General features: G+C 37.4%; 15 protein-coding genes. 6 read left to right on the forward strand and 9 right to left on the reverse strand.

What is annotated here, in order from left to right; translation table 11 throughout:
• The first annotated feature begins 20 nt into the window (after window positions 1–20).
• Complete coding sequence (locus HQN83_RS16325; protein ID WP_173091396.1) at window positions 21–2,312, forward strand: GH92 family glycosyl hydrolase; 2,292 nt, start codon at window positions 21–23, stop codon at window positions 2,310–2,312.
• 283 nt (window positions 2,313–2,595) lie between these two features.
• On the opposite strand, the gene accD is transcribed toward HQN83_RS16325, so the two are convergent.
• The gene (gene accD / locus HQN83_RS16330) at window positions 2,596–3,441 is read right to left on the reverse strand and encodes an acetyl-CoA carboxylase, carboxyltransferase subunit beta (protein ID WP_173091397.1); all 846 of its coding nucleotides are present in this window, start codon (window positions 3,439–3,441) and stop codon (window positions 2,596–2,598) included.
• Window positions 3,442–3,669: 228 nt separating this feature from the next.
• Between accD and fbaA the strand changes: the two genes are divergently transcribed.
• The gene (gene fbaA / locus HQN83_RS16335; protein ID WP_173091398.1) at window positions 3,670–4,749 is read left to right on the forward strand and encodes a class II fructose-bisphosphate aldolase; all 1,080 of its coding nucleotides are present in this window, start codon (window positions 3,670–3,672) and stop codon (window positions 4,747–4,749) included.
• Between the two features lie 88 nt (window positions 4,750–4,837).
• Window positions 4,838–5,272, forward strand: coding sequence for a GNAT family N-acetyltransferase (locus HQN83_RS16340; protein WP_173091399.1), 435 nt, complete (start codon window positions 4,838–4,840; stop codon window positions 5,270–5,272).
• 162 nt (window positions 5,273–5,434) lie between these two features.
• On the opposite strand, the gene HQN83_RS16345 is transcribed toward HQN83_RS16340, so the two are convergent.
• The 6 genes from HQN83_RS16345 to HQN83_RS16370 form a co-directional block, all read right to left on the reverse strand.
• A complete protein-coding gene (locus HQN83_RS16345; RefSeq protein WP_173091400.1) occupies window positions 5,435–6,298 on the reverse strand; it encodes a hydroxymethylglutaryl-CoA lyase in 864 nt (287 codons plus the stop codon).
• Window positions 6,279–7,637 (reverse strand): NAD(P)/FAD-dependent oxidoreductase, encoded by a 1,359-nt coding sequence (locus HQN83_RS16350; RefSeq protein ID WP_173091401.1) that lies wholly within the window; start codon window positions 7,635–7,637, stop codon window positions 6,279–6,281. The genes HQN83_RS16345 and HQN83_RS16350 overlap by 20 nt, the downstream gene beginning before the upstream one ends.
• Before the next feature lie 84 nt (window positions 7,638–7,721).
• Window positions 7,722–10,688: a protein translocase subunit SecDF gene (gene secDF, locus HQN83_RS16355; protein WP_173091402.1), complete on the reverse strand. Its 2,967-nt coding sequence runs from the start codon at window positions 10,686–10,688 to the stop codon at window positions 7,722–7,724.
• 132 nt (window positions 10,689–10,820) lie between these two features.
• The gene (locus HQN83_RS16360) at window positions 10,821–11,306 is read right to left on the reverse strand and encodes a dihydrofolate reductase (protein ID WP_173091403.1); all 486 of its coding nucleotides are present in this window, start codon (window positions 11,304–11,306) and stop codon (window positions 10,821–10,823) included.
• Window positions 11,303–12,097 (reverse strand): thymidylate synthase, encoded by a 795-nt coding sequence (locus HQN83_RS16365; protein ID WP_173091404.1) that lies wholly within the window; start codon window positions 12,095–12,097, stop codon window positions 11,303–11,305. The genes HQN83_RS16360 and HQN83_RS16365 overlap by 4 nt, the downstream gene beginning before the upstream one ends.
• Before the next feature lie 53 nt (window positions 12,098–12,150).
• The gene (locus HQN83_RS16370; protein ID WP_173091405.1) at window positions 12,151–12,960 is read right to left on the reverse strand and encodes a hypothetical protein; all 810 of its coding nucleotides are present in this window, start codon (window positions 12,958–12,960) and stop codon (window positions 12,151–12,153) included.
• A 357-nt stretch (window positions 12,961–13,317) separates the two neighbouring features.
• On the opposite strand from HQN83_RS16370, the gene HQN83_RS16375 reads away from it, so the two are divergent.
• On the forward strand, window positions 13,318–13,758 hold the full coding sequence (locus tag HQN83_RS16375; protein WP_173091406.1) for an energy transducer TonB: 441 nt from the start codon (window positions 13,318–13,320) through the stop codon (window positions 13,756–13,758).
• A gap of 25 nt (window positions 13,759–13,783) precedes the next feature.
• Here the strand turns inward: HQN83_RS16375 and HQN83_RS16380 are convergent, their stop codons facing one another.
• Window positions 13,784–14,716: a hypothetical protein gene (locus HQN83_RS16380; RefSeq protein WP_173091407.1), complete on the reverse strand. Its 933-nt coding sequence runs from the start codon at window positions 14,714–14,716 to the stop codon at window positions 13,784–13,786.
• A 136-nt stretch (window positions 14,717–14,852) separates the two neighbouring features.
• Between HQN83_RS16380 and ispE the strand changes: the two genes are divergently transcribed.
• Together ispE and HQN83_RS16390 are read left to right on the forward strand one after the other, a co-directional pair.
• Window positions 14,853–15,656, forward strand: a complete 804-nt coding sequence (ispE, locus tag HQN83_RS16385; RefSeq protein ID WP_173091635.1) for a 4-(cytidine 5'-diphospho)-2-C-methyl-D-erythritol kinase — start codon at window positions 14,853–14,855, stop codon at window positions 15,654–15,656.
• A gap of 71 nt (window positions 15,657–15,727) precedes the next feature.
• A complete protein-coding gene (locus tag HQN83_RS16390) occupies window positions 15,728–16,144 on the forward strand; it encodes an OsmC family protein (protein ID WP_173091408.1) in 417 nt (138 codons plus the stop codon).
• A gap of 734 nt (window positions 16,145–16,878) precedes the next feature.
• Here the strand turns inward: HQN83_RS16390 and HQN83_RS16395 are convergent.
• Complete coding sequence (locus HQN83_RS16395; protein WP_173091409.1) at window positions 16,879–17,157, reverse strand: LapA family protein; 279 nt, start codon at window positions 17,155–17,157, stop codon at window positions 16,879–16,881.
• Window positions 17,158–17,160: the final 3 nt, after the last annotated feature.

Genomic DNA, 17,160 nt, shown 5'->3' on the forward strand with positions numbered 1-17,160 from the left:
ACACTTGATATTTTTTAAACATGATTAAACAATTTTTAACCGCCTCATTAGTCCTGGCATCATCTGCACTTTTTGCGCAGAACGTAGGAAAAATAACTGATCCGGTAGAATGGATCAATCCGCTAATGGGTACTGCAAGTAAACCAAGCTTATCAAATGGAAATACCTATCCTACGATAGCATTGCCATGGGGTATGAACTTCTGGACTCCACAAACCGGTAAAATGGGCGATGGATGGGCTTATACCTACGACGCTGATAAAATAAGAGGATTTAAACAAACACACCAGCCATCTCCTTGGATGAATGACTATGGTCAGTTTTCAGTAATGCCTGTAACAGGTAAAATGAGATTCAATCAGGATGAAAGAGCTAGCTGGTTCTCTCACAAATCTGAAATTGCAAAGCCTTACTACTATAGCGTTTATTTGGCTGATGCTGATGTAACCACCGAGATTACACCTACAGAAAGAGCTGCTCAGTTTCGTTTTACTTTCCCAAAATCAAACGATTCATACGTAGTTGTTGATGCTTTTGATAAAGGTTCATACATTAAAATTATTCCTGGCGAACGTAAAATAATTGGTTACAGTACCAGATACAGTAGCGGAAAGCTTGAAAGCTTTAAAAATTACTTTGTTATTTATTTTGATAAACCTTTTACATCGGCAAATGCCTGGAAAGGAAACAGCCTTGCAAAGGATACGCTTGAATTACAGAGTGATCATTCAGGTGCTATCGTAGGGTTTAAAACTGAAAAAGGAGAGCAAGTAAACATGAAAGTTGCTTCTTCATTCATCAGCTTTGAGCAAGCAGACATCAATTTAACAAGAGAATTATCAAACGATAGCTTCGAAACAACTAAACAAAAAGGAAAAGCGGTGTGGAATAAAACACTAAGCAAAATCTCTGTTGAAGGTGGAACTATCGATCAGGTTCGTACTTTTTACTCAAGCATGTACCGTACGTTGTTTTTCCCTCATAGAATGTACGAGGTAGATAAATCCAATAAAGTTGTACACTATAGCCCTTACACAGGTAAAACTATGCCAGGCTATAGATTTGCAGGTACAGGTTTCTGGGATACCTTCAGAGCATTATATCCTTTCCTTAACTTAGTGTATCCTGCAATTAACAAAGAAATGCAGGAAGGTTTAGTAAACGATTATAAAGAGGGTGGATGGTTACCTGAGTGGTCTAGCCCTAGTTATTCAGATTGTATGATTGGAAACAACTCTGCTTCTGTAGTTGCTGATGCTTATATTAAAGGTATGCGTGGTTACGACATCAACACATTGTGGGATGCGGTAAAACATGGTGCTAACAACGAAGGTCCACAAGCTACTGGTCGTCGTGGTGTTAAATACTACAATGAATTAGGTTATGTTCCTTATGATGTGAAAATCAATGAGAATGCTGCAAGAACATTGGAGTATTCATATGATGATTTTGCGATTTATCAGTTAGGTAAAGCTTTGGGTAAGCCAGCTTCTGAAATTGATATCTATAAAAAACGCAGTATGAACTATAAAAATCTGTTCGATCCTTCAACAGGTTTAATGCGTGGTAAAAATCAAGATGGTAAATTCATGTCTCCATTTAATCCATTCAAATGGGGTGATGCATTTACAGAAGGAAATAGCTGGCACTATTCATGGTCAGTATTCCAGGATATTGACGGGTTATCTAAATTAATGGGTGGTAAAGATAAATTTGTTCAGAAACTGGACTCAGTGTTTACACTTCCTCCGGTATTTGATGATAGCTATTATGGTGGTGTTATTCACGAGATTCGTGAAATGCAAATTGCCAATATGGGTCAGTATGCTCATGGTAATCAGCCAATTCAGCACATGATTTATTTATACAACTATGCAGGTGCACCATGGAAAACTCAGTATTGGGTACGTGAAACTATGGATAGAATGTATAAAGCTACTCCTGATGGATATTGTGGAGATGAAGATAACGGACAAACTTCGGCGTGGTATGTATTCTCTGCTTTAGGATTTTATCCTGTAACTCCAGCAGTAGATCAGTATGTTATTGGAGCTCCATTGTTTAAAAAGGTTACGCTTACGTTAGATAACGGTAAAACGATTACTATCAATGCACCAAAAAACAGTGCAGATAACAAATACGTACAAGACTTAAAATACAATGGCAAACCATACTCTAAAAACTGGTTAAGCCACTCTACTTTATTGCAAGGTGCAACTTTAGATTTTAACATGGTTGAAGCTCCGAATAAAGAAAGAGGCACTAGTGAGTCGGATTTCCCTTATTCGTTATCAACAGATACAAATAAGTAATTGAGATAGATTCGGGTAAAAGGGGGTAAATACTTATTAGTGTTTACCCCCTTTTTATTAGCGTTACTTTTATTAGCGTCATATATGTTAGCATCACGTCATCCTGAATTTATTTCAGGACCCCTCAAGAGAAAGAAAGCCATGCTAGTGCGAGGTCCTGAAATAAATTCAGGATGACGGGGCGCTAACATAGAGCCAAAAAAAAGACCCCTGTTGTAACACAACAGAGGTCTTTTTATATAAGATTATACTAACAGCCAGTAATTACACTAACAATTACCAACTAGTGTTTCATCATTTTAAGGAAAGCAGCAAGTTTTGCTTTCATCATTCTGCGATCTACAATAAAATCAAGGAAACCATGTTCTAAAACGAATTCTGCAGTTTGGAAACCTTTAGGAAGATCTTTCTTTATAGTTTCTTTAATAACCCTTGGGCCAGCAAAACCAATCAAAGCACCAGGCTCTGCGATGTTAATATCACCAAGCATAGCATAAGATGCAGTTACACCACCAGTTGTAGGGTCTGTAAGTAAAGATATGTAAGGAATTTTAGCCTGACTTAACAATGCCAATTTAGCCGAAGTTTTAGCCATTTGCATTAATGAAAATGCAGCTTCCATCATCCGGGCACCACCAGACTTAGAGATCATTAAGAACGGAATTTTATGTTTCATTGAGTAATCAATAGATCGGGCAATTTTTTCACCTACTACTGAACCCATAGATCCGCCGATGAAATTGAAGTCCATACATGCAATCACAAGGTCTTCACCTTCTATCTTGCCATGAGCAGCTCTAATTGCGTCTTTTAAGCCGGTTTTCTTCATGCTTTCCACCAATCTGTCGGTGTAAGGCTTGCTGTCCGTAAAGTTCAATGGATCTCCTGATGTTAGATTAGGGAAAAGCTCCGTAAACTTATCATCGTCAAATAATACCTGAAAATATTCTTTAGATCCTATTCTTAAATGATAATCACAATATTGGCAAACATATTTATTCTCAACCTGATCGGCAGTATGTAAAGCTTTTTTACAATTTGGACACTTGTTCCATAAACCGTCTGGCGCTTCTTTTTTTTCTTCAGTAAGCGTACTAATACCTTTTTTTTCTCTCTTAAACCAAGCCATGTTATTTCTTGAAAAATGCGAGTACAAAGAAACAAAAAAAAATTAGAAGAGTTTAAGGATACTTTAGTTAAACGATTATGAGTCTGTAAATCTTCAGAAAAATATAAAATAACACATGATAGCTTCATTACCAAGGCTAAACAATACGCTTTAATTGAAAATAATCGCCGTATTGGTTTGCCTAAAGTGATATTTTTCCTAACTTCGGCAGATATAAAATTATAAAAAATGAGTTTAAAAGGCTACAAGGGCGTAATTTACGGAGATGCCGTTCAGGAATTGTTTGAACAGGCTAAAAAACATCAATTTGCTTTGCCAGCAGTAAATGTTACCGGTACAAATACCATTAATGCAGTAATGGAAACTGCCAAAGCAGTTAATTCACCTGTTATCATTCAACTTTCTAACGGTGGAGCACAATTCTACGCAGGTAAAACATTAAATAATGATAACTTAAATGCTTGCGTATTAGGTGCAGTATCTGCAGCAAAACACGTTCATTTATTAGCTGAACATTATGGTGTTGCTGTAATATTACACACTGACCACGCTGCTAAAAAATTATTACCATGGATCGACGGATTGTTAGATCATGGTGAGAAATTCTTTGCAGAAACTGGAAAACCATTGTTTTCTTCGCACATGTTAGACTTATCTGAAGAGTCTATCGAAGAGAACATGGAAATCTCTGCTAAATATTTAGCGCGTATGGCTAAATTAGGTATGACCATTGAAATCGAGCTTGGTGTTACAGGTGGTGAAGAAGATGGCGTTGACAACAGCGATGTAGATAGTTCTAAATTATATACTCAGCCTTCTGAAGTAGCTTATGCTTACGAAGAATTAAGCAAAGTAAGTGATAAATTCACTGTTGCAGCTGCGTTTGGTAACGTTCACGGTGTTTACAAACCAGGTAACGTTAAATTACAACCGGTAATTCTTAAAAACTCTCAGGATTTCATCAAAGAGAAATTCAATATTTCTGCTGAGAAACCTATCAACTTTGTATTCCATGGTGGTTCTGGTTCTTCTCAAGAAGAAATCAGAGAAGCTATTTCTTACGGAGCTATCAAAATGAATATCGATACAGATATGCAATGGGCTATGTGGGAAGGTATTTTAGATTATTATAAAGCTAATGAAGCTTATCTTCAAGCACAAATCGGAAACCCTGATGGCGAAGATAAACCGAATAAGAAATATTATGATCCTCGTGTTTGGTTACGTAAAGGTGAAGAAGCCTTTGTTAAACGTTTAACTCAAGCATTTGAAGATTTAAACTGTAAAGACGCAAGCGATAAATTGTAATCCTTGGGTTAAAAGTTACAAAGCGCCACAGGAATTATACTTGTGGCGCTTTTTTTGTTGCATTTTAAACGTAAAATAAATAAAGGTTATGGACGCACTTCAGGTAATTAAGGTAAACAATCCGCAAGATTTGGATAAAGTATTTGCAATTAGAAAAACCGTTTTTGTTGAAGAGCAGAATTGTCCTCCGGAACTAGAATGGGAAAATGAAGATGTTTCTAAACATTTTCTTGCATTGCTAAATAACGAGCCTTGTGGCGCGTGTCGTTGGCGTAAAACAGACAATGGATACAAATTAGAACGATTTGCTGTTTTGAAAAAGTTCAGAGGAAAGCGAATAGGACAGGCCCTGGTAGCAGCAGCCTTGTCTGATTTACCTTCTGATGCAGATTATGTCTATTTAAATGCACAACTGGATGCGATGAGGTTGTATTCAAGGTTTGGGTTTATTGCAGAAGGCGAGCAGTTTGAAGAAGCCGGTATACAGCATTTTAAAATGGTTAAAAAGCACCATCACGCTTAGTACAGTAATCAAAATAGGGCAATCGTTATCCTGAATCGTCATACCGGCGAAGGCCGGTATCAGGACCCCTCAAGAGAACAGTATTTATGTAGTAAAGTGGTTTAGCAAGTGCGAGGTCCTGAAATAAATTCAGGATGACGATAGTTGATAATGAACGTTGATTTAAAGTTGGAAAACCTTTTGCGAAAACACAATAGCTTCCTGCCACTTAGCCATGTTCAAGTTTAACGCCTCATTCCTGCTTTCTAAGAAAGCAATAAGATCTTCAGTGGCCAGATTACCAGTTAAGTCATCAGTTGCCATAGGGCAACCTCCAAATCCTTTTAACGCACTGTCAAATCTACGGCATCCACTTTCATAAGCAGCTTCGATTTTCTCGAAACGCGTATTGGGCGTACTATGCAAATGCAAACCTATCTCTGTGTTTTCAAACCTTTTAACCAAAGAAGGTAAAATCTCATGTATTTTCTCAGGAGAAGAAACACCCGTAGTGTCCGATAAAGAAAGAATCTTTACACCATTAGTCACCAATTCATCCGCCCACTTTTCAACTATTTCAACATTCCATTCGTCTCCATAAGGATTTCCAAAGCCCATCGACAAATAAACTACTGCAGTTTTGCCATGTTTATCACATAGATCTAGCATCTGTTTAACCGTATCCATTGATTGTGCAATGCTGGAGTTGGTATTTCTTTGTTGAAACGTCTCAGAAATAGAAAAGGGAAAGCCCAGATAAGTTATCTCCTCGTGCACAACAGCTTCCTCAACACCTCGTAAATTAGCTACAATTGCCAAAAGTTTGGAGCGTGTAGCACTTAAATCAAGTTTAGCTAATACTTCGCGTGTATCACGCAATTGCGGAATCGCTTTTGGAGATACAAAACTGCCGAAGTCAATTGTATCAAACCCAACCTGCAACAACAAATTAATATATGCCGCTTTAATATCAGTATCTATAAAATCATGAATACCCTGCATGGCATCACGGGGGCATTCTATCAGCTTAATTGACTTTTGGCTCATCTTTAACAAGTTTGGTAGTCTCATCATTAGCAAGTTTGGTGGTTTCCAGTAAAAGTTCTGGATTTCCTCTTAAAAATGGACGAATAATTAGCCTTGTCCCTCTGTCGTAACTGAAATAGCTCCATACCCAGTTCACAAATACTACTAGCTTGTTTCTAAAACCAACTAGTGTCATTAAGTGAACAAACATCCAGGTAAACCAGGCAAATACACCCTGAAATCTTACTTTATGTATATCTACAACGGCTCTGTTTCTTCCAACAGTTGCCATTGCACCTTTATCAAAGTATTTAAAAGGCTCTGTAGGTTTGTTATTTATAATGTTAATTAGATTCTCAGCAAGCTGTTTGCCTTGTTGTATTGCAGCCGGCGCAACACCAGGATGACCATTAGGAAGCTCCTCAGTAATCATGGCAGCTACGTCTCCAATGGCGTAAATATTCTCATGACCATCAATTCTGTTGATCTCGTTAACTTTTACACGATTACCACGCACTACACTCTGAGGGTTTAAGCCTTCAATCACAACTCCTTTTACCCCGGCCGACCAAATTACAGTAGAAGAGGGGATAATGCGACCGTCAACAAGTGTTAATTGCCTACCGTTGTAAGATTGGACGCGTGCATTGGTCATAACCGTTACACCAAGCTCCTTTAAAAATGCTTCTGATTTCTGCTGAGCCTGAACTGACATAGCTCCTAATAATTCCGGAGAGCCTTCAATCAAATAAATATTTACTTTACTGAGGTCTAATTCAGGATAATCATTTTTTAGTACATGCTTTTTAAGCTCGGCAATAGCTCCAGAGGTTTCTACACCGGTAGGGCCACCACCAACCACTACAAAATTCAGTAATTCTGCTTCAGCAAGTTCATCGGTTGTAATCTGTGCCAGTTCCAGATTTTGCAATATCAAACTCCTAAGGTTTAAAGCTTCGGGAATTGATTTCATGGGCATGGCATTTTTCTCAATCTCTGTCTGTCCAAAAAAGTTACTGGTAGAGCCTGTAGAAATTACCAGATGGTCGTATTCGAAAGTGCCGATAGTCGTTTCAACAACATTTTCAAGAGGCAAAACCTTTTTAACTTCGGTAACCCTAAATGTTAAGTTTTTTTGACCTTTAAAGATTCTTCTTAGTGGAAAAGCAATAGAGTCAGCCTCTAAGCCTCCGGTAGCAACCTGATATAGTAATGGTTGAAAAGTATGGTAATTATGTTTATCGAGCATAATTACTTCTACATCTTGATTTCGCAGTTTTTTTGCCAGTTCGATGCCGCCAAAGCCGCCGCCTACAATTATAATTCTGGGTTTGTTGCCTTTAGGAAAACGTTGCTCCATAAAAATCAATTTTGGTAAATATACATAACAAACAAAAAGGCATCCAAAAAGGATGCCTTTAATTATCATTTGTAAGTAATATACTTATTTGTTTTTACCAAGATCGATTACGATAGGTGTAGAGATACATAATGATGAATATGTACCGATGATACGACCAATCAATAAGGCGAAGATGAATCCGCGGATACTAGCTCCACCGAAGATAAAGATTACCAACAATACAAAGAATACAGTTAATGAAGTCAAAATAGTACGACTTAAAGTACTGTTCAATGCAAAGTTGATTAGTTTATTACGTTCCTCACCATGTAAATCTTCTTTACCACTTTCAGCAAGTTTCTCACGGATACGGTCAAACACAACAACTGTTTCAGTCATGGTATAACCCATTACCGTTAAGATCGCTGCAATGAAATCCTGACCAATTTCTAAAGAGAATGGCAATACACCATCTAAAATTGTGTAGAATGAAAGTACAAGAAGCACATCATGGAACAATGCGATAACCGCACCTAAACCATAGTTTAGTTTCTTAAACCTTACTACAATATAGAAGAACATCACTAAACAAGAGAACAAGATTGCTCCGTAAGCGCCGTAAACAATATCGCTCGCAATAATAGGACCTACCTTTTCATTACTTTCAATAGTGTATTTAACACCTGTTTTTGCTAAACCTTCGTGTAAAGCTTTCTCAACTAATTTATCAGCACCTTGATCTTGATCAGTGATGTGGTAAGTAGTAGTGATTTTTAATTCATTATCAGCACCAGCTGTTTTAACGATAGTTTCCGACTCAGGGAAAGATGCATTTAGACTAGCTTTAACATCTTCAGTATGCATTCCTTTATCGAAGTGAACGATATAAGTTCTACCACCTTTGAAGTCGATACCAAGGTTTAATCCGCCATTTTTGAAGTAGAAAATAAAACCTAAAACAATGATTGCAGTAGAAATAGAGTAATAAAGTTTTCTATGACCAACAAAGTTGAAAGCAATATTTTTAAATGCGTGGATAGTGTGTTTGTTACCAAATGTAATGTTAGATTTTTTATCTAATAGGTATTCGAAAACTAAACGAGAGATCAATACCGCACAGAATAGAGACGATAAGATACCGATACACAATGTAGTTGCGAAACCTTGAACCGGACCACTACCGAAGATGTAAAGGATAGCACCTAATACAAATACTGTAACGTTAGAGTCAATGATAGATGACATTGCATGTTTGAAACCTTCTTTGATCGCTACCGGAGTTGGTTTACCTAAAGTAAGCTCCTCTCTAACACGCTCAAAAATTAGAATGTTTGCATCCACTGATAAACCGATTACCAATACGATACCGGCAATACCAGGCAATGTTAATACCGCACCCAGTGATACCAAGATACCCATGATGAAGAATAAGTTGATTACCAATGCAAGGTTAGCAACCCATCCAGCTTTATTGTAATATAAAGCCATGAACACCAAGATTACGATAAACGCAAGCACGAATGATAATAAACCATTGTGGATAGCCGCCTCACCAAGTGAAGGACCAACAACGAATTCACCAACAATTCTAGCCGGAGCTGGAAGTTTACCTGCTTTTAATATGTTTGCTAAATCCTGAGTATCATTAACTGTAAAGCTACCAGTGATAGAAGAAATACCGTTAGGAATTTCGTTCTGTACAGTAGGAGCAGAGTAAACAGTGTTATCTAATACAATAGCAATAGATTTTTTGTTATTTGGATCAGCAGAAGCTTCAGCTGTAATTTTTTTCCATTTTGCAGCACCTTCACCAGTCATGTACATGGTTACCTCAGGACGACCTTTTTGATCGTAATCATGACGAGCATCACTGATTGCATCACCACCTAAATCTGGTTTACCATCAGATGATAAAGATTTGATTGCATACAATTCAAAGATTTTAGCACCACCAGATTGAGCAATGTCCATCGGTTTAACACTCCACATGAATTTGTAGCTATGAGGAATGATAGAAGCAATTTCAGGTCTTTTAAAGTAAGCGTTTACTTTAGCTGTATCTTTTTGAGCAACCCAACCAACAACTGGTCCCGGACGCAATGAAGGCTGTCCGTTTTGACCTTGGTAAGTAGGGATGTTTAAAACCGAGAATAATGGGTTAGATTTTGCTGCGGCAGCATTTTTAACACCTGCAGAATCTTTAGTGTCTTTACTTTTTGATAAACCAGCTAATTTACTTCCTGTTTTTGCAGCAGTAGTATCTGTTGAAGCTTTTGCAGTTGTAGCAGTATCAGCAACTTTTAAAGTTGAAGCAAGAGTTTTGTTGATGTTTTCCAAAACTGGATAAACCTCTTCGTTGTTATAAACTTGCCAGAATTGTAATTCTGCCGAACCTTGTAATAATTTATGAACCCTTTCTTTGTCCTGAACACCTGGCATCTCAATAAGGATACGGTTAGTACCTTCTTGTTTCTGCATGTTCGGGCTCACTACACCAAAACCATCAATACGGCTTCTGATAATAACGAATGAACGGTCAATAGCACTAGTAGCTTCTTTTGATAAAAAGCTTTTTACTTCCGAATTGCTGGCATCAGGTTTAAGAAGTTTAGAGTTGTCTTGATTAGAAAAGAAGTCAGCTAACTTTACACCTGGAGAAAGTTTTTCGAATTCGTTAACAAATAAGTTAATGAAATCTTTTCCACCAGCGTTCAACTGAGTTTGAGCATTTACTAACGCTTTGTTGAAATTAGCATCATCAGTATTATTAGCTAAAGATTTAACTAATTCTGATAACGAGATTTCCATCGTTACGTTCATACCACCTTTTAAGTCTAAACCAAGGTTGATTTCTTTTTCTTTACAGAACTGGTAATTAAATCCAAAAAGAGGATATACCGGTACTGTTGCCATCGAATCTAAATAAGCTTTTTCCTTATCCAGGTCTCCTTTAGCATAAGCTTTTGCGTCTTTTTCAACTTTAGAAGTAACAAAGTTGAATGAGAGAGAATACACACAGACGATACCTAAAAGTATCGCCATAAATTTTATAAAACCTTTACCCTGCATTTGTTTGTAATTATTAGTCTATATGCTATATATTTTTTTAACAAGTCGGCAAATCTAATTATTTTTTTAAATAATAGGCCACGTTATGAAAGTTTTTATTATAGGCCTCCAACTATTTGCTTTTAAGATTGTTTAATACCGTTCAAGTGTCGAAAAAGTGTAAGCTACGGCATTTTTTTCGTCTGGCAGGTAATCTTCTGAATTTATCACTTTCCAGTCCGCTTTATCGATCTCCGGAAAGAAAGTGTCCGCATCGTAAGTTTCGTGAACTGTGGTAAGATGAATGCGATCAGTTTTAGCCAGTGCATCTTTATAAATCTGAGCCCCACCCACAATAAACACTTCTTCGTTCTGATCACAAAGCGCCAAAGCTTCGTCTACACTTGTTACCACCTCAACGCCCTCAATGGCCAGATCAGTATTTCTGGTAATAACGATGTTGCGGCGGTTTGGCAACGGCCTGCCAATAGAATCATAGGTTTTACGCCCCATAATAATGGTGTGCCCGCTGGTTATTTGCTTAAAGTGCTTTAAATCGGCCGGTAAATGCCATAATAGCTGATTGTTTTTACCGATGGCATTATTCTGAGCAATTGCTACTACAATTGAAACGATCATACCGCTACTGCTCCTTTAATATGAGGGTGAGCGTCATAATCCTTCAATGTAAAGTCTTCAAATTTAAAATCGAGGATATTTTTAACATCGGGATTGATTTCCATTACAGGCAGTTTTTTAGGGTCTCTGTTTAATTGCAGTTTGGCCTGCTCAATATGATTGTTGTATAAATGAGCGTCGCCAAGTGTATGAATAAAATCGCCATATTCCAAACCACATACCTGAGCCACCATCATGGTAAGCAAGGCGTACGAGGCAATGTTAAACGGTACACCTAAAAATATATCGGCACTGCGTTGGTAAAGCTGACAGCTCAATTTGCCATCTGCCACATAGAATTGAAAAAAAGCGTGGCAGGGTGGAAGCGCCATATGCTCCACGTCTGCCACGTTCCATGCCGAAACAATAATGCGTCTCGAATCCGGGTTATTTTTAATCGTGTTAACGATCTGTTCTATTTGATCAATATGTCCACCATCAGGCTTAGGCCATGAGCGCCATTGCGAGCCATATACAGGGCCTAAATTGCCATCTGCATCAGCCCATTCGTCCCATATTTTTACCCCATTATCTTTTAAATATTTAATGTTGGTATCGCCGCTTAAAAACCAGATCAACTCATGGATGATCGACTTTAAATGCAGTTTTTTTGTGGTAACCATAGGGAAGCCTTCCTGCAAATTAAACCTCATCTGATACCCAAATACGCTGATGGTGCCAGTTCCGGTACGATCATGTTTTTGTGTGCCATGATCAAGCACGTGCTGCATCAAATCTAAATATTGTTTCATCTGATTAATTATAAAAGGCTATTTGATGCAAAAGTACATATTAAATAGAATCTTTAATAAGGTATCTCTAAACCATCCATAATACGCCATTTTGCTACCGCCCTGTATGGATCTGTTTGTACAGGTGGTACAAAAATTCCGGGGCTAAGTATAGCGCCACAAATAGCTGCAGGGTTAAAATCTTTCTTGTTAAGAACCGTTTTAATACCATTGTAAAGGTAAAAATATTGGAGGTTTATACCTGCAACACAGAGGCAGCCATCCGGAACTTCAAATTTAAATTCCTGAGCTGGTACATGAGTTTGGTTTTTGCCTATTTCAATACTTTGTAATGGGAGCACCCTTTTTAATGATTGATCGAGTACATACAAATTAACGCTAATGTTGATTGTACATGTGTTTGCCAGATTCGGGAACTTTAATTGAACCGGAATTTCAAAAGCTGGTACATATACTGTTAAATCGTTTCCTGATAATGTGGTTTGTGGTTGCACCCATAAGCTATTGGTGACAGGTGATTTGAAGTTAAATTCAAATCCTGCTAGTCTACTAAAGCTGGTTTCATTAAAAACGAATTTTCGCGTATCCTTATCATAGCAGTGTGCTAAAATGGATCTGTTCTGGTTTGTTAAGCGATTAACCATACCTCCATCGTAAAATTGGTCGGTAATTTCTGTCATGCCATAACGAATCGTTTTGGATAATGTGCTTGCAATACCAAATAGATTGGCTGCGCCTTTTGTAGCCGTGGTTTGTGCCATCGAAGCTGGTTTGGGTTGAACAATAGTTGTATTGTTTCTTCCTTTTTTAAATACGAGACCTCCTATGAGACCTACGATTTGTTTTCCGTCAAATTTTGCCATTGTAATTTTAATTTAATTGTTAATAATTCAGTTCTCAAAGGACGCGACAGTCAGTCTACCATCATCCCAGACTGGATCCACTGTCAGTCCACCTTTTCTCTAGAAAAACGTGGACTCAACGTGGACTGACTGTGGACTGAACGTGGACTGACTACCCGATCCTTTTTGTAAGATTTTAAATATATGTAGAATTTTATACTTTATGAAATTAAGGTGTTGAATTACAGTTATTTGTGGTGGTTTTTTTAATGTGTTTTTTGATTTGTACTAAAGTTTTGCGTAGAAACATTAATTTTAAGTTTTAGCATTAATCAGGTGGGAAATTGGAAGCTGTTTTTTGCTCGTAATTAGAAATGGATGAAAATAATGTTCCTATTTGCAATTGTATTTTACTTGCTAGGTTGTGCTCGCCCTGGTTATACTCCTGTAGCAGAAAACATGTCTTGCTCAAAAGAGTATAATTCTAAATTAAAAAGAAATATTTATCAGTTTGTAGATCAGATGCCTGAACCTCCTGGAGGTTTGCGAGAACTCTTGAGGTATGCTACTAGAAACGTGGATTTTATTAATGATGATGGAACCATTCAAGGCTCAGTTAAATTTGAGATGATTATTGATGTTGATGGAGCTATTCTCGAAGAAAAGATTACAGGTAAGGAATTTGAAGCTTATACCTCAACAGATAAAAAGGTGCTCAAAAATATCCGATCAATGCCTAAATGGAAGCCAGGGAAATGTAAAAACCGAAAAGTTCCGGTTCGGGTTGGTTTCCCAATGTCTGTGTGTTTGAGTCAGTAAAATACATTAAATCTGGATATAGATTTTAAGGGTTTAATTTTACAGTTATAGTTTGGTACTCGAACTGCTGATTGTAGTTTTCCTCTCTTGTTGCCATTTGGTATGGGTTTGCATTAGGATCCTCCTGTTCATAATCATATTCTAGTTGCGAAGTACGCACGGTGGTTTTAAGTTTTATTGGCATCTTGTTCTCATTGTAAATGTAGGCGTACGATGCTTGGGCAATTTTTTGACGGTTTACATTTTGTTCTCTATCAGAATAAATACAATTGTTGGGTGATAAAAAAGCGATAAAATTAAATGCGTCTTGGAAAGAGTATTCGTAATGTAATAGTCTTTCGAAGCCATCGATGCCAAATAGGGGATTCACTGAATTATCATATTGGAATGTTGATTCAAATGTTGTTGCGGTAGTGCCTGCCGATTCTTTGATAATATTTCCCCTCTCATCATATGAAAAGCTATAAATAGTGCCACTCTTATAAGTTCCAGAGGAATTAACCTCACACGCTACTAGTGGGCCCTTTGCGGCTATGCTGTCTTGATATCTGAAGAATAAATGACTGGTAATGTCTTCCTTGTTTTCATTGTAATGTTCAATTCTTATAATTCTATTGTTTCTGTAGAAGACCTTGTAGGTGTTTTTAAGCGTCATTTCATTAGACTCATAATTTTGGCCAAACCTGCGGATCTGCGTGGGTTGATTGTCATTGTAGTCATAAATGAGGTATTCTGTAAGTCCTGTTTTGTTATTAAAACGGTTAATTCTCTTAACCTTGCCAAACTCATTGTATTGGTATTCGGTTTTGCCATTGTCTCTTATTATGGCTTTTAAGACTACTTTACTTTCTGTTTTTTGTTCTTGAGCAGCTCCTTTGTGGTTTGTTTTTTTACAACCACTTAAAACAAACAGTAAGAGTAAAGGTGAAACTATTGAGAATTTTAAAAGTGTTTTCATGAGTTCGCTATTGTGTAAAGCTATGCGGAAACGCGACGGAATAAAATACCCAATACTGAGTATTTTGAACTTATTACTGATGCACTATGTTTTTGATTTTTGTAAGTTTGCCAGCTTAACAATAAACGCAAAATCAATGCTTGCATTTGCCAATGCCAAGATCAACCTTGGTCTGTATGTAACTGAAAAACGACCTGATGGGTATCATAACCTCGAAACAGTATTTTATCCGATAAAAATAAATGATGTTATAGAAATTACAGACGCTGAGGAAACGACTTGTGAGATAAAAGGAATCGATATACCAGGCAGTGCAGAGGACAATATTTGCCTAAAAGCATTTGAGCTACTGAAAAAGGACTTTGATTTGCCTTCGCAAAAAATCACATTACTTAAAAATATTCCGGTTGGTGCTGGTTTGGGAGGTGGCTCATCTGATGCTGCATTTCTTATCAAATTGCTGAATGATAAATTTGAATTGGAGCTAAGTGTTCCTCAAATGGAAGACTATGCAAGGCAATTAGGTGCTGACTGTGCGTTTTTTATCAGCAATAAGCCTGTTTTTGCTGAGGGGAAAGGGGATGAGTTTAGTGATGTAGAGGTTGATCTTTCGGATTATAGGGTCGTGCTGGTTAAGCCGCCTGTTCATGTTTCGACTGCAGATGCTTACAGCGGAATTATGCCTCATAACTCTGGCGTGTCGCTAAAGGAGCTGATTCGTTTACCCTTGAAAGATTGGAAATCAAACTTAAATAATGATTTTGAAAGCACTGTGTTTCTAAAATATCCTGAAATTGCAGCGGTTAAAGATTTGCTTTATCATGAGGGAGCAATATTTGCTGCCATGAGTGGTAGTGGTTCGTCAGTTTTTGCAATATTTGAAAATGAGGTTCGATTACCTGAATTGGAAAAGAACAACAAAGTGTTTTATAACATTTAGCTATGCGATTGATGCGACGGTATTGTTGCGTTTAAAAAGATAAAATTTAAAAGTTAAAAAGATATTTACAAATGGAAATCAACCTGATACGTAAGAACAATAAGTTTAATTTTGAAGCTCAGAACCCAAGTGGTCAAACAGTGGAGTTGGATGCTAAGCCGGAAATTGGTGGCGAAGGCAAAGGTTTTAGACCAATGGAGATGCTATTGGTAGGTTTGGGTGGCTGCAGCGGAATTGATGTTGTAAATGTGTTAACTAAGCAAAAAGAACCACTTGATGACGTTAAAATAAAGATTAAGGCTACTCGTAAGGATCAGGAGATGCCGCCAATATTTGATGTGATCAATATTCACTTTGATCTTTATGGGGCGTTAAATGTTCAGAAAGTTGAGAGAGCATTGGCTTTAACTTTCGAAAAGTATTGCTCGGTATCGAATATTTTAGAGCGTTCTGCTACGCTTAATTTCACTTACGAAATTCATCAATAAGAAAAATTATTGTCAGTGATCTTCAGTGGTCTGTAAGAAGTTTTTTAAAACGATCGTCATGCCGGGATTTACGTTATACCCGTAATTCACGTCATGCTGAGAGCCTAGCATTAGAAAAAATACAAAAAAGTAGTAATGACAATTTTGTATACTCAGTCGTCATCCTGAATTTATTTTGCTTCGCAGCTTCTTCGAGGTCAGGACCCCGCAAGAGAAAGGAAGCCTCGCTGGTGCGAGATACCGCTCTTCAGCGGCATGACGACCGCTATATACAACGAGCAGAATAACCTCTTTGTCATTGGTAATTTATTTCAGCATCCCTCAATTGCTAGGCTACATTTCTCTTGAGAGGTCCTGAAATAAATTCACTGTTGTCCGGAGAAAGTTTTATAATAAATTTTAACCGGACAGCCGACTTACAAATGGCTGCAATATTTGGCTTCTGAAATATTATTTTCCTGAATATTGCAGCTATAAAGAGTTAAGAATGCTAAAACACGAATTATAATCTAATTTTCTCCGGACAGCCGGATTTAAATAGGAATTTTAAAAATGGGAAAAACAGAGGGCTTGCTTTTTCAAAAGACAAAAAAAACACTGTTTTTAGCTTAATTTAAATGATTTAATGGTGTGTTTAGATTTTAACCGGACAACAGTGAAATAAATTCAGGATGACGGGTGGGCGATGTGTGTGCATCACCGACATGACGAATTCAGGATGACGATTTTATTTCTTAGCTGATGTAATCGCGATCCTCATCGCTCAGCGTGTTTTTATGATCTCCCGATTTTATCGGTGTATCAACCCTGTCATAAGTGCTCACGGTAGTTTTCGGTCTGCCGGCCCAGTAGCCAAGTACAAATCCCACAAAAGTACATACACCCACTACCAACAGTTTAGAAATATCTTTCTTTACAAAAATGAAGTTAAATTCTACGGCGTCTGTATTGATCATTAAAAAAATGGTAATGATGGCTGTGAATGCGATGATAAAAATGGTTTTGGTCTTCATGAC

The sequence above is a fragment of the Pedobacter foliorum genome, from assembly GCF_013266735.1.
GTDB classification, from domain to species: domain Bacteria; phylum Bacteroidota; class Bacteroidia; order Sphingobacteriales; family Sphingobacteriaceae; genus Pedobacter; species Pedobacter foliorum.

Excerpts from the sequence above, each read along its gene's own strand:
- HQN83_RS16370 (WP_173091405.1), bottom strand. The coding sequence starts at position 12,960 with ATGGCAAAATTTGACGGAAAACAAATCGTAGGTCTCATAGGAGGTCTC.
- HQN83_RS16395 (WP_173091409.1), bottom strand. The coding sequence starts at position 17,157 with ATGAAGACCAAAACCATTTTTATCATCGCATTCACAGCCATCATTACC.
- secDF (WP_173091402.1), bottom strand. The coding sequence starts at position 10,688 with ATGCAGGGTAAAGGTTTTATAAAATTTATGGCGATACTTTTAGGTATC.
- fbaA (WP_173091398.1), top strand. The coding sequence starts at position 3,670 with ATGAGTTTAAAAGGCTACAAGGGCGTAATTTACGGAGATGCCGTTCAG.
- HQN83_RS16375 (WP_173091406.1), top strand. The coding sequence starts at position 13,318 with ATGAAAATAATGTTCCTATTTGCAATTGTATTTTACTTGCTAGGTTGT.
- HQN83_RS16380 (WP_173091407.1), bottom strand. The coding sequence starts at position 14,716 with ATGAAAACACTTTTAAAATTCTCAATAGTTTCACCTTTACTCTTACTG.
- HQN83_RS16340 (WP_173091399.1), top strand. The coding sequence starts at position 4,838 with ATGGACGCACTTCAGGTAATTAAGGTAAACAATCCGCAAGATTTGGAT.
- ispE (WP_173091635.1), top strand. The coding sequence starts at position 14,853 with ATGCTTGCATTTGCCAATGCCAAGATCAACCTTGGTCTGTATGTAACT.
- HQN83_RS16350 (WP_173091401.1), bottom strand. The coding sequence starts at position 7,637 with ATGGAGCAACGTTTTCCTAAAGGCAACAAACCCAGAATTATAATTGTA.
- HQN83_RS16360 (WP_173091403.1), bottom strand. The coding sequence starts at position 11,306 with ATGATCGTTTCAATTGTAGTAGCAATTGCTCAGAATAATGCCATCGGT.
- HQN83_RS16325 (WP_173091396.1), top strand. The coding sequence starts at position 21 with ATGATTAAACAATTTTTAACCGCCTCATTAGTCCTGGCATCATCTGCA.
- accD (WP_173091397.1), bottom strand. The coding sequence starts at position 3,441 with ATGGCTTGGTTTAAGAGAGAAAAAAAAGGTATTAGTACGCTTACTGAA.
- HQN83_RS16390 (WP_173091408.1), top strand. The coding sequence starts at position 15,728 with ATGGAAATCAACCTGATACGTAAGAACAATAAGTTTAATTTTGAAGCT.
- HQN83_RS16345 (WP_173091400.1), bottom strand. The coding sequence starts at position 6,298 with ATGAGCCAAAAGTCAATTAAGCTGATAGAATGCCCCCGTGATGCCATG.
- HQN83_RS16365 (WP_173091404.1), bottom strand. The coding sequence starts at position 12,097 with ATGAAACAATATTTAGATTTGATGCAGCACGTGCTTGATCATGGCACA.